At 68.9% G+C, this 12,661-nt stretch carries 10 protein-coding genes; 9 read left to right on the forward strand and 1 reads right to left on the reverse strand.

The window, feature by feature from the left end; genetic code table 11:
• The first annotated feature begins 27 nt into the window (after positions 1-27).
• Complete coding sequence (locus tag ACZ5ZX_RS17345) at positions 28-597, forward strand: YdeI/OmpD-associated family protein (RefSeq protein ID WP_465502996.1); 570 nt, start codon at positions 28-30, stop codon at positions 595-597.
• Here the strand turns inward: ACZ5ZX_RS17345 and ACZ5ZX_RS17350 are convergent, their stop codons facing one another.
• On the reverse strand, positions 598-1,803 hold the full coding sequence (locus ACZ5ZX_RS17350) for a PP2C family protein-serine/threonine phosphatase (RefSeq protein ID WP_465502997.1): 1,206 nt from the start codon (positions 1,801-1,803) through the stop codon (positions 598-600).
• 151 nt (positions 1,804-1,954) lie between these two features.
• Between ACZ5ZX_RS17350 and ACZ5ZX_RS17355 the strand changes: the two genes are divergently transcribed.
• The 8 genes from ACZ5ZX_RS17355 to ACZ5ZX_RS17390 all read left to right on the forward strand — a co-directional run bounded on the left by ACZ5ZX_RS17355 (position 1,955) and on the right by ACZ5ZX_RS17390 (position 12,643).
• Positions 1,955-4,009, forward strand: coding sequence for a hypothetical protein (locus tag ACZ5ZX_RS17355; RefSeq protein ID WP_465502998.1), 2,055 nt, complete (start codon positions 1,955-1,957; stop codon positions 4,007-4,009).
• Between the two features lie 172 nt (positions 4,010-4,181).
• Positions 4,182-4,601 (forward strand): DoxX family protein, encoded by a 420-nt coding sequence (locus ACZ5ZX_RS17360; protein ID WP_465502999.1) that lies wholly within the window; start codon positions 4,182-4,184, stop codon positions 4,599-4,601.
• 398 nt (positions 4,602-4,999) lie between these two features.
• The gene (locus tag ACZ5ZX_RS17365; RefSeq protein ID WP_465503000.1) at positions 5,000-6,292 is read left to right on the forward strand and encodes an extracellular solute-binding protein; all 1,293 of its coding nucleotides are present in this window, start codon (positions 5,000-5,002) and stop codon (positions 6,290-6,292) included.
• Positions 6,289-7,275: a carbohydrate ABC transporter permease gene (locus ACZ5ZX_RS17370; protein ID WP_465503001.1), complete on the forward strand. Its 987-nt coding sequence runs from the start codon at positions 6,289-6,291 to the stop codon at positions 7,273-7,275. The genes ACZ5ZX_RS17365 and ACZ5ZX_RS17370 overlap by 4 nt, the downstream gene beginning before the upstream one ends.
• A complete protein-coding gene (locus tag ACZ5ZX_RS17375) occupies positions 7,272-8,102 on the forward strand; it encodes a carbohydrate ABC transporter permease (protein ID WP_465503002.1) in 831 nt (276 codons plus the stop codon). Before ACZ5ZX_RS17370 ends, ACZ5ZX_RS17375 begins: the two co-directional genes overlap by 4 nt.
• Before the next feature lie 3 nt (positions 8,103-8,105).
• Complete coding sequence (locus ACZ5ZX_RS17380; RefSeq protein WP_465503003.1) at positions 8,106-9,548, forward strand: glycoside hydrolase family 3 protein; 1,443 nt, start codon at positions 8,106-8,108, stop codon at positions 9,546-9,548.
• A gap of 194 nt (positions 9,549-9,742) precedes the next feature.
• Entirely contained in the window at positions 9,743-11,665 is a 1,923-nt protein-coding gene (locus tag ACZ5ZX_RS17385) for a GTP-binding protein (protein ID WP_465503004.1), read from the forward strand.
• A 15-nt stretch (positions 11,666-11,680) separates the two neighbouring features.
• Positions 11,681-12,643, forward strand: a complete 963-nt coding sequence (locus ACZ5ZX_RS17390) for an LLM class flavin-dependent oxidoreductase (protein WP_465503005.1) — start codon at positions 11,681-11,683, stop codon at positions 12,641-12,643.
• The last annotated feature ends 18 nt before the right edge of the window (positions 12,644-12,661 follow it).

Raw genomic sequence — 12,661 nt, forward strand, 5'->3', positions numbered from 1 at the left:
CCAGACGTTACGAGAGAGGACCCGGCCATGGACGAGCCCACCTTCACCGCCGCCACCGCCGCCGAGTGGCGTGCCTGGCTGAGCGAAAACGCCGACACCGGGAAGGCGGTCTGGCTGGTCATCCAGCACCAGGACAGCGGCGTCCCCGGCGTGGCCATCCACGAGGCGATGGAGCAGGCACTGTGCTTCGGCTGGATCGACGGACTGCACCGCAAGAACGACGCCGTCAGTTCCCGGCTGCGGTTCACGCCGCGCAATCCACGGAGTTCGTGGAGCCGGGTCAACCGCGAGCGGGCCGTCCGCCTCACCGCGGCGGGCCTGATGACCGCGCGGGGTCAGGCGATGATCGACCTGGCCAAGGAGAAGGGCCGCTGGCAGGTCGTACCCGACGGCGCGGGCGTCCCCGAGGATCTGCGTGCCCGGCTCGACGAGGACGAGGCCGCCCGCACCCACTTCGAGAAGTTCCCGCCGTCGTCGAAAAGGCTGATCCTGGAATGGATCCTGACCGCGAAGAAACCGGAGACCCGGGAGCGGCGGATCGCCAAGACCGTCGAACTCGCGGCCGTGAACCGCCGCGCCAATCACCCGGTCCGGTGATCAGTTCAGGTCACGCCGCGCCACGAGGAGGGCGATGTCGTCCTGCGCGGGCGTCGATCCGACGAGCGCGGCCATCACCCGCGCGCACACCACGCCGGGCGGCTCGGCGGTGATCACGTCGGCGAGCCGCCGCAACCCGACGTCGATCAGGTGATCCCGGCGCTCCACGAGACCGTCGGTGTACAGAGCGAGCACACTGCCGGGCGGCAGGTCGATATCCGTTCGACGGCGTTTCACCCCGGTGACCCCGATGGGCGGGTCGACCGGGGCGTCGACGAACACCGAGGGGCGGTCACGCGTCGCGAGCACCGGGGGCAGATGCCCCGCCAGTGAAATCGCCACGCTGTCCCGTGAAGCGGGCATCAACCCGTACACGACGGTGGCCAGCGCACCCGGCTCGAAATGGTGGACCTTCCGGTCCAGTTTGGACAGCACCTCCGCCGGGTCGTCCGATTCGAGGGCGTAGGCGCGCAGCGCGCTGCGTATCCGCCCCATGATCACGGCGGCGTTGAGGCCGTGCCCGGCGACATCGCCCATCACGATGCCGAAGCGGTCATCCGGCAGGGGGAACAGGTCGTACCAGTCACCGCCGACCCCCGGTTCGGTACCCGGCACGTACCGCGCGGCGAACTGCATTCCGGCGACGGTGGGCAGCCGTCCCGGCAGCAGGCTCCGCTGCAGCGCCGACGCGGCCGCGCGATCGGCGGTGGAGATGTCGATCTGGACCGCCAGCGCGAGCCTCGCGGCCACCAGCCGCAGCAGGTCCACGTCGGCCTCGGTGAACTCGCGCGGCGTGACCGCGCCGACGTGCAGGACACCGACCAGATCGTCACCCGACACCATCGGCACGCCGAGCAGGGTACGGAGGCCGCGCTCCCACAGCAGCGCGTTGACCACGGTGGTCTCGTCGACGTGGTCGAGGATCACCGGACGCCGTTCCGCGGCCACCCGGCCGGCGAAGCCCGCGCCGACGGTGACCTGGACGTCCTGGAAGACCTCTTCCTCGATCCCCGAAGCGGCGATGGCGCGCAGCAGCTGTGCCTCCGGGTCGAACCGGAGCACCGTGGCCGTGTCCACCCCGAGTACCTCGCGCACCCTGTCGAGAATCGTCGCCATCACCTTGCCCGGACCGAGGTGCCCCAGTGCGGTGTCGGTGATGGCTTCGAGCACCTGGATGCGCTCATCGGCCGTCGAAGTCTCGGACATGCGCTGAGCCTAACCAGTCCGGTCACGCGCTGTCGCCCAGCACGCCACCGATACGGCGTAACCCGCCCTCGTGAACCATCCGAAAGCAGGGTCACGACGGAACCACGGGAGTTAAGATCCGGCGTCGACGTCATGTTCTGGGGGCAGAACCATGGAAGTGGAACCACGCCGCGCGGACGGCTCCGGCTCTGGCTCCGGCGAGGCCGAGATCACCCGGCTCTGCCGGACGCTGGTCCCACTGGCGGCCGCCGGTGCACACGCCGAGGCGGCGTCGACCTACCGGTGGGTGACCAGGGCCTCGACCGGTCCCCCGCACCGGTACGGCGACCACGCCCTGCGGCTGGAATTCTGCGCGCTCACCGGCAACGAGCACACCGGTATCGGACTTCTGTCGCTTTTGGACGGTGTGGGCGACCACGCGGACGCCGTGGACAGGCTGGAGTTCTTCACCGCGGCGGCCCTGCTCACCCGGCGGCTGACCGAAACCGGGTACGGCGAGATCCGGTTCACCCTCGACGGCCCGTACGACGGGCTTCTCCTGCACCGGCTGCACCAGCGGATGCGGGCGGCGGCGTTCGTCGAGGCCGAGGAACTCGACGAACGCGATCACACCACTCACTTCACCGAACACGCCCGGCGGAAGATGGCCGCGAAACCGGTCACGGAGTTCGTCCCGCTCCTTCCTTCCGCGCTCCCCCGGGTCCCGATCCTGCCGCCCGCGGATCTGACGGCGGAGGAACTGCTCGTCCGGGCCGAAATCCACAATCACCGGTGCGAACCGGAGGAGGCTCGGGCCTGTCTCGCCGCGATCGGCACCGTCCCGGACGAGCTCGCCCCGCGACTGACCGAACTGCGCGCGATCTTCTTCCAGGGCGGCGACACCGAGGAGCGGCTGCGCCGCGCGGCCGCCGGGTTCCGGCGCCAGGGCGACGAGGTCCGGTTCCTGCTCAACCAGTGCTGGCTCGGCCTCTGGCTGGTCTTCGACGATCAGGTCGAGACCGGCGTCGCGCTGACGACGGTGGCCGCGGCGCGGTTGCGCGCCGGGACCGACGACGGCGCCGCCTGCTGGGCCGAATACTGGCTGGCGCACGCGCTTTCCGGGCAGGGCCGCACTCCCGAGGCGTACGAAGCCTTGCGGCGCGGGGCGGACCGGGCCCGCGAAGCGGGGGACCCCTTGCTCCTCGGCACTCTTCTGTGCCTGGAAGCGTCACTGCGGAACGGCGACGGCGAGGATCCGGTGGCCACAGTGGAACTCGCGCGGGCCGCGACCGACGCCTTCATCGTCGGGAACGTCGGCGAGAAGGCCGTCGAAGCCGTCGAGCAGGTCCGGGTCGCCTACGAGCGCACAGGATCGCTCGACGAACTCGACGTTTTCGTGGAGCACCTGCTGTCGACACTGCCCGTCGGCGGCCCGGAGCGGTTGCGCGGGCACCTCCGTCAGCTTCGGGCGATGTCCCTGATCGGCACCGGCCGGTTCGCCGAAGCCGTCGACGACGCCTACGCGTCCCTCGGTGTCGCCGCGTCGAGGGGCAAGGACACGGTGGAACACTGGTACGTCCTCGTCACCGCGCTGCACGGCGCCGGTCGCTACGACGAGGTGCTCGACGTCGCACCCCGCACCATCGACCTGCTCACCGGGCTCCCGGACTGGGATCAGCGCTGCCGGTGGATGTACGCCGACGCCTACCGCGCGCTCGGCGAATCGGCGCGGGCGTTCGACGAATACGCCGTCCTCGCCGAAATCCTCCAGGAGGCGGGCGACACCGGGCATTCCTACATCTCGGCGAGTATGGCCGCCGCGGAACAACTCGACCTGCTCGGCTACGGCGCGAACGCCGCCGACTTCTACGCGCGGGCCGCCGAGGCGGCGCTGGCGATCGGCGGCGAGTACGTGGCCGCCACTTGCCGTAACGCCGCGACACTTTCCCGGCTGCGGTCCGGCGACCTCGACGCCGCGCTGGTCGCGCTCGCCGCCGCGGAAACCGCCGTGCACGCGCTGAAAACCGAAACCGCGCCGGCCAGGGAGCATCTCGTCGCCCAGCTCGACCACGTCGCCGCGCACGTGCTCAGCGCGGCGGGCCGCGTCCGGGAAGCCGCCCGCCGCGCGCTCCGCGCCGCCGAAACATTCCACCGGATAGGCGAAGCCGAGTCCGCCCGCGACGTCGACCTGCTGCTCGAACAGATCCTCCTCGGTGAACAGAAGTGACGGGTGTCCTGTTCTGTCGGAGGTAAAGGCGGTTCGGCATGACCAGAAGCCGAAGCTGAAGGGGACTTTCCCCGCATGTGACGCAGCGAAGGGAGCTTTCCCCTCGTGGCATGCGGGGAAAGTCCCCTTCAGCGCCTTGCCACCCATCGCGCCCTGGAGAAAGATCCCCGGCATGCCCGAAGGAGCCAGCGGTACCCGGAAGCCGCCGATCGGCTCGATCGCGCTGTGGATCGTGCGCGTCGCGCTCGCCGCCGAGTTCCTCTACAGCGGCTACCTGCTGTTCGCGGGCGGCCACACCGAACAGACCTTCGCCGAAATCGGGCTCGGGCAGTGGCTTCGGTACGTCACGGGCGTCCTTGAGGTCGGCGGCGCCATCGGCCTGCTCGTCCCCCGCCTCGGCGGCCCGGCGGCGCTCCTGCTCGCCGGCGTCATGGTGGGCGCGAGCGTCACCGAACTGTTCATCCTCACCAATGGCGGCCCGGTCCTCCCGCTGATTCTGCTGATCGTCTGCGCGACGCTGGCGTGGTTCCTTCAGGATCAGACCAGGGCGCTCTTCGGCATCGAGCCACCGCTCGACGACGAGGACTACTGACCCGCGCTGAGCTGAAGGGGACTTTCCCCGCGTGCGACGCGGGGAAAGCGCCCTTCGCCGCGTGAGATGAGGGGAAGGGGCCCTTCAGCCCGGCGCGCGGCGAACGCGAGCCCGGTCTACCGCCGAACAGCCCTGAGCGTTCCGCCGAATGCTCCGCTCACCGGAACAGTCAACGAAAAACCGCATGTCAGCGCGCCTGGCGACAACTTGTCGAGTGCCGCCCGAAACCGCGTTCGAGCGTGATCATGCGCTCACGCAAGGTGAAAGATTGCGGCTCGTTTACAACGACTCGGCCACCTGCTTGACAGTCGGAGTGGTACGTACCACGCTGCCCGCATTGGTCTACACCATTTTGTGGGAGCCCGGCATCGTGGTCGGGCATCGAAAGGACGGCACGAGTGAAGCGCTGGCTCAAGATGACTGCGGGCGCCGCGGCCATCACCCTCGCGACGGCGGGCTGCGCCGGTTCCGGCAGTGGCGACAGCACGAATTCGAGCGCTCCGGCATCGAACGGCACGCTCACGGTCTGGCTCATGACCGGGACCGCCCCCGAATCTCTGACGAACTCGCTCCACAAGGAATTCGAAGACGCGCACCCCGGCGTCAAGGTCAAGTACGAGATCCAGCAGTGGAACGGCATCCAGCAGAAGCTGACCACCGCACTGGCCAGTGACAACCCGCCGGACGTGATCGAGCTGGGCAACACCCAGACCCCCGCGTTCGCCAACCAGGGCGTGCTCGCCGACCTCACCTCGAGCGTCGCCGACTTCAACGGCGCCCAGTGGCTCCAGGGGCTCAAGGCCTCGGGTGAGTTCGACGGCAAGACCTACGGCGTCCCGTTCTACGCGGCCAACCGCGAGGTCATCTACCGCAAGGACATGTTCGAGCAGGCGGGCATCACCGCGACCCCGAAGACCCGCGCGGAATGGCTCGACGCGATCACCAAGCTCAAGGCCAAGTTCGGCAGCGACCCCGAGTTCCAGGCCCTCTACCAGCCTGGCCAGAACTGGTACGAACTGCTGTCGTTCATCTGGGACGAGGGCGGCGACATCGCGCAGGCCAACGGAAAGTCCTTCAAGGCCACGCTGAACACCCCGCAGGCCAAGGCCGGGCTGGAGTTCTACAAGCAGCTCACCGACGCTTCGGGCACCAAGGCGCCGAAGGACGCCGACGAGGCCACCCCGCAGCAGGCCGGTATCTACGGCGCGGGCAAGGTCGCGATGATGATCGGTGTCCCGGGTGAGGCCGACACCGCGGCGAAGACCGACCCGTCGATCAAGGAGAAGTCGGGCGCCTTCCCGATCCCGGGCAAGACCGCCGACAAGTCGGCCCCGGTCTTCCTCGGCGGCTCGAACCTGGTCATCCCGGCCAACAGCAAGAACGCGGCCGCGGCCAAGGACTACGTCAAGCTGTTCTCCACCCCGAAGTACCAGACCGAGCTGGCCAAGGCCGGTTACGTCCCCGGTACCTCGACCGACGTGTCCGCGCTCGACGCGAACCCGCTCACCAAGGTCATGGCCGAGGCGTCCAAGAACGGCCGCGCCGTGCCGACCAGCCCCAAGTGGGGTGACGTCGAGTCCGGCCAGAACCCGATCAAGGACATGCTGACCGCCTACCTGACCGGAACGAAATCGCTCGACCAGGCGACCGCCGACGCCAACGCAGCGCTCGACAAGCTCATCGGCGGATGACCACGACAAAAGATGTGACGACGCCGGCGGGGTCCTCCCCGCCGGCTTCGCCGCGCATCAAGCCGCCGAAGTCGAATCGGCGCCTCCGTCTCGGCGAACGGACGGCGCCGTACCTGCTGATCCTCCCCGCGCTGATCGCGATCCTGGTCCTGCTGGGCTGGCCGACGCTGCAGCTGGTCGGGATCAGTCTCCGCAAGCTCGACCTCCGTGAGCTGGTCTCCGGAGACATGGTCTGGGTCGGGTTCGAGAACTTCTCCGCGATCCTGTCCGACCCCGAATTCTGGGAGATCACGGTCCGCACGCTGGTGTTCACCGCCGCGGTCGTGATCACCACCCTGCTGCTCGCGCTGTTCATGGCGCTGCTGATGCGGCATCTCAACCCGGTGGTCCGGGTGATCCTGCAGGTCGCGCTGATCCTCGCGTGGGCGACCCCGGTGGTCGCGACGACCACGATCTTCCAATGGATCTTCGACCAGCAGTACGGGATCCTGAACAAGACGCTCGCGAAACTCGGTTTCGAGGGCTTCATCGGGCATTCCTGGTTCTCCACCGGACCGAGCACACTGACCGTCATCGGCCTGCTGGTCGTCTGGCAGGCCGTGCCGTTCGTGGCGTTCACGTTGTACGCCGGGCTTCTCGGCGTCCCGAAGGAGCAGTACGAGGCCGCGGGCATCGACGGCGCCAACGCCTGGCAGGCTTTCTGGGCCGTCAGCTGGCCGGCGATCCGGCCGATCCTGACCATGGTCACGTTCCTGTCGGTCCTGTGGGACTTCAAGGTGTTCGCCCAGGTGTGGGCGATCCGCCAGGGCGGACCGGACGGCGCCAGCACGACACTGCCGGTCTACATGTACCTCAAGGGCCTCGCGGGCAACCACTTCGGCCTGGCGGCGACCGCCGCCCTGCTGATGATGCTCGTGCTGATCCTGCTCACCGCCCGGTACGTCCAGCTGCTGGTGCGCACGAAGGAGGCCGACCTGTCATGAGGAAGTCCCTGACCCAGCGGATCGGCCTCGGCACGCTCGGCGTGGTCGTGGCCGTCCTGTTCGTCTTCCCGACGTACTGGATGATCACGTCCTCGCTCAAGACGCCGGGCGAAGTCCTGTCGCCGAGTTACGACCTGGTCCCGCTTTCGGTGACGTTCGACAACTTCGTCTCGGCACTGACGAAACCCGGCTTCACCACCTACCTCGCCAACAGCCTGATCGTCACGATCGGCGCGGTGCTGTGCTCGCTCGTCGCGGGTGTGCTGGCCGCGGTTCCGTTGTCCCGCATGCGGTTCCGCGGGCGCAAGGGTTTCCTGCTGCTGGTGCTGGTCGCGCAGCTCGCGCCGTTCGAGGCGCTGCTGATCCCGATGTACCTGCTGATGCGGGACGCCGGGCTGCTCAACCAGCTGCCTTCGCTGCTGCTGGTGTACTTCGCGGCGACGCTGCCCTTCACGTGCTGGATGCTCTACGGCTTCGTCAACGGCATCCCGTACGACCTCGAAGAGGCCGCGATGATCGACGGCTGCAGCCGGGCGGGCGCGTTCCGCCGGGTGACGCTGCCACTGCTCGCCCCGGGACTGGTGACCACCTCGGTGTTCAGCTTCATCACCGCGTGGAACGAGTTCCTGTTCGCCTTCGTGTTCATGCGCGACCAGAACATGCAGACCCTGCCGGTGTGGCTTTCGTCGTTCCGGACGGCGTTTTCCGTGGACTGGGGCGGCATCATGGCGGCGTCGGTCATCTACGCCGTGCCCGCGCTGGTGTTCTTCATCATCGTCCAGCGCAAGCTCGTGTCCAACCTGACCGCAGGCGCAGTGAAGGGATAATCCTTGTCTTCACCGGAAAAGCTCGCCGGATCCGTTCTCGTGTCGGGCTTCGACGGCACGACCGCGCCGGACTGGCTGCGGCGCAAGGTGGCCGACGGCCTCGGCGGCGCGATCCTGTTCGGCCGCAACGTGGTCGACGACGAGCAGGTGGCCGCGCTGAGCGCTCAGCTGCGGGCGGAACGGCCCGACGTGCTCATCGGCATCGACGAAGAGGGCGGTGACGTCACGCGCCTCGACGTCGCCACCGGCTCGTTCGTCCCGGGACCACTCGCGCTCGGCGCCGCGGACGACGTCGAGCTGACGGCGTCGGTCGCCGCGGCGCTCGGCGAACGGCTGGCGGCGTGCGGAGTCACGATCAACTTCGCCCCGTGCGCGGATCTGACCCTGGCGGCGGAGGATCCCTCCATCGGGGTACGGGCGTTCGGTTCGGATCCGGTGAAGGCGTCGCCGCACGTCGCGGCGTACATCACCGGTCTGCAGAAGTACGGCGTCGCCGCGTCGGCCAAGCATTTCCCCGGCCACGGGGCGGCGACCGACGATTCACACCACTCGCTGCCGGTGCTGCCCAGGACCGAGGCGGAACTGCACGAGATCGAACTGGTCCCGTTCAAGGCGGCGATCGCGGCGGGGGTGCGGGCGGTGATGACCGGGCACCTCGTCGTGCCCGCGTGGGGCGACCTGCCCGCGACGCTCAACCCGAAGGCGCTCACCGACGTCCTGCGTGGCGAACTCGGCTTCACCGGCGCGGTGGTCACCGACGCGCTCGACATGGGCGCCATCGCCGGTGAACTGGGCAAGACCGAAGGCGTCGGCCGGGCGGCGGTGCGGGCGCTGATCGCCGGCGCCGACGCGCTCTGCCTGGGCGGGGTGTCGTTCGAAGAGGACGAGCTGAACCGGATCGCGGCGGTCATCGCGGCCGCGGTCGAAGCCGGTGAACTGCCGCTGGAGCGGCTGGTGGAGGCGTCGGAGCGGGTCGCCGCACTCGGCGCTCCGCCGGTGTCGACGCCGATTTCGGCGGTCGATCACCGGCTCGGGCTGGAGGCGGCGCGGAAGGCGTTGCGGATCCAGGGTTCGCCGAAACTGGACGGACCGCCGCTGGTGATCGACGTCGAGACCGAGCCGATCGTCGCGGCCGGGCCGATGCCGTGGGGACTCGGCGCGCATCTGACCGAACTCGTCCCCGGCACGCGGGCGCTCAAGGTCACCGGGGACGGGATCGCGACCGCGATCGACGCCGTCCGCGGCGCGCGCGACCTCGTCGTGGTGACCCGCGAGGCACACCGCCACCCTGAGGTCCGCGAGTTCCTCGCCTGGCTTCGGGAGACGGGCGTGGACTACATCCGCGTCGAGACGGGCGCACCCGGCCCCGGCACCGACGGCCCGCGGATCGACACGTTCAGCGGGTCCTACGTCAGTCTCCGCGCCGCGGCGGAATACCTGGCCTGAGATAGCGCGTGAAGGCCCCCTTCCCTCGGCTGAGCCGAGGGAAGGGGGCCTTCACGCGCTAAAAAGGGTTGCGGGAGCGAAGCGGGGGTGTTGTAGTCGGCAAGATCGGTTCCCGGCCTAGGAGATGATCGTCTTGCCCGTGTCCATGTCCTTCCACCAGGTAATTTCCGCCTACCTCAAGGACAAGACACCTCGTGAAGACCCTCAATCTGGGGATTTTGGCGCATGTTGACGCCGGGAAGACGAGCCTGACCGAACGGCTGTTGCATACGGCCGGGATCATCGGCGAGCTGGGCAGTGTCGATGACGGCAGTACGCAGACCGACACGCTGGCACTGGAACGCGCCCGCGGGATCACGATCAAGGCGGCCGTGGTGTCGTTCGCCGTCGGCGACGTCACCGTCAACCTGATCGACACCCCCGGCCATCCCGATTTCATCGCCGAGGTCGAACGCGCCCTCGGCGTCCTCGACGGCGCCGTCCTGGTGCTGTCGGCGGTCGAAGGCGTCCAGGCACAGACCCGGGTGCTGATGCGGACGTTGCGACGGCTGGGCATCCCGGCGCTGCTGTTCGTGAACAAACTCGATCGGCGCGGCGCCGATCCCGACCGCGTGTTCCGGGAAATCGCCGGGAAACTCACGCCTTCGGTCGTCGCGATGGACCCCGTCGAACCCGATCGGGTGATCGATCTGCTGGCTGCCCTCGACGAAGACTTCCTGACCGGCTACCTCACCGATCCGGACGCGTTCACGTCGTCGCGGCTCCGTGCCGAACTCACCGCGAAAGTGTCCGAAGGGCGCGCGTATCCGGTCTACTTCGGATCGGCGATCACCGGCGCGGGGATCGACGCGCTCCGCGACGGCATCGCGAATCTGTTGCCCACCAAGGAGAGTGCGGCCGACGGCCCACTTTCCGGCACGGTGTTCAAGGTCGAACGCGGTCCCGGCGGCGAGAAGATCGCCTATGTACGGCTGTTCTCCGGCAGTCTCGCCGTCCGCGACAAGGTCCCGCTCGGTGACGGCGAGGGCAAGGTCACCGCGATCAGCGTCTTCGACAACGGCTCCGCCGTTTCGGCGGGATCGGTCGAGGCCGGCCGGATCGCGAAACTGTCGGGACTCGACGTCCGGATCGGTGACGTGCTCGGGACCAGGCCGGGACACGCGCGAGAGGCGCTGTTCTCGCCGCCGACGCTGGAAACCGTCGTCTCACCGGTACGCCCGGCCGATCGCGGGCCGCTGCACCAGGCGCTGACCCAGCTGACCGAACAGGATCCGCTGATCGGTCTGCGGCAGGACGAAATCCGTCACGAGACCTCCGTTTCGCTCTACGGCGAAGTGCAGAAGGAGGTCATCCAGGCGACCCTCGCGGACGAGTACGGCATCGGCGTCACCTTCAGCGAGACGACCACGATCTGCGTCGAGCGCGTCTCCGGCGTCGGGTCGGCCGTCGAACTCATCGGCAAGGCATCGAATCCCTTTCTGGCCACGGTCGGGCTGCGCGTCGAGCCCGGTCCGCCGGGGAGCGGGATCTCGTTCCGGCTGGAGGTCGAACTCGGCTCGATGCCGTACTCCTTCATCAAAGCCGTCGAGGACACGGTGAAGGAGACACTGCGCGAGGGCGTCCACGGCTGGGAGGTGCTCGATTGCGTGGCCACGATGACGCATTCGGGCTATTACGCCAGGCAAAGCCACGCGCACGGCACCTTCGACAAGAGTATGTCCAGCACCGCGGGTGACTTCCGCGACCTGACGCCGCTGGTGCTGATGGCGGCCTTGCGCGAAGCCGGGACGACCGTGCACGAACCGATGCACCGGTTCACCCTCCAGACCCCGGCCGACACGCTCGGCCCGGTCACCGCGCTGCTGGCGCAGGCACGCGCAGTCCCGCGCACGACGCTCACCCGCGGGGACACGGCCGAGCTGGACGGTGAGATCCCGGCGGCGAAAACCCATGAGGTGTACCAGCTTCTGCCCTCGGCGACCCGAGGGGAAGCCACGATGGAGACCGCCTTCCACGGCTACCGGCCGATCCGGGGAGCCGCACCGTCACGGTCGAGGACCGACCACAACCCGTTGGACCGCAAGGAATATCTGCTTCGCGTGCTGCGGCGCGTCTGAGGATGGGAGAACGGCATGGTTTCACGGCTCGGAGTCAGGATCCCGCGCGAACTGCCCGCCGCCCGGTTGACCGGCCTCGCCCGGCGCGCGGAGCAAGAAGGCTTGGACGAGGTCTGGATCGTCGAGGACTGTTTCTACGCGGCTGGGATCGCCACGGCGTCGGCGGTGCTGGCGTCGACCGAGAAGATCACCCTCGGCATCGGCGTCATGCCCACCGTCGCCAGGAACCCGGCGATCGCGGCGATGGAGATCGCGGCACTGGCGAATCTGTACCCGGGACGGCTGATCGCCGGTTTCGGGCACGGCGTGCCAAGTTGGATGCGGCAGATCAACGCGTGGCCGAAGTCCGCGCTCGCCGCGTTCGAGGAGACGCTGACGGTCATCCGGCGGTTGCTGGCGGGTGAGCGGGTTTCCTTCGAGGGTGAGCACGTCCGGCTGGACGAGGTCGAACTGGAGTTCCCGCCCGCACTCCCGCCGAAGCTGATCGCCGGCGTCCGCGGCCCGAAGTCGCTCGCCGCCGCCGGCCGGGTGGCCGACGGGACGCTCCTCGCCGAACCGGCGACCCCGGAGTACGTCCGCGCGACACGGGACCTCGTCGGCGTCGAGGGTCATTCGATCGCCACCTACAACTGGCTGGCCCTCGACGACGATCCGGAGCGGGCCCGCGAACGGGCGCGAGCCGATGTCGCGTCCGCGATCGGGCCGAACTCGGGGCCGGCGCTGGAGCCGCTGGACTTCGGTGCCGAACTGCTGGCCGAGGTCAAGGCCTCGACCGACCGGACGGACCTGGCCCGGCGGTTGCGTCCGGAGTGGATCGACAGGCTGAGCATCAGCGGCCCGCTCGACCGTTGTGTCGAGCAGATCCGCGCGCTGCACGCGGCCGGGAACGAATCCGTCATCCTGCTCCCCTTGCTCGGTGAGCCGGAAGAGGAGTCGTTCGCCGCAGCGGGCCGGATCGCCGCCGCCCTGCGCGGCTGACCTCCCACCGCGTTCAGA

The organism is Amycolatopsis sp. NPDC033938 (genome assembly GCF_055575975.1).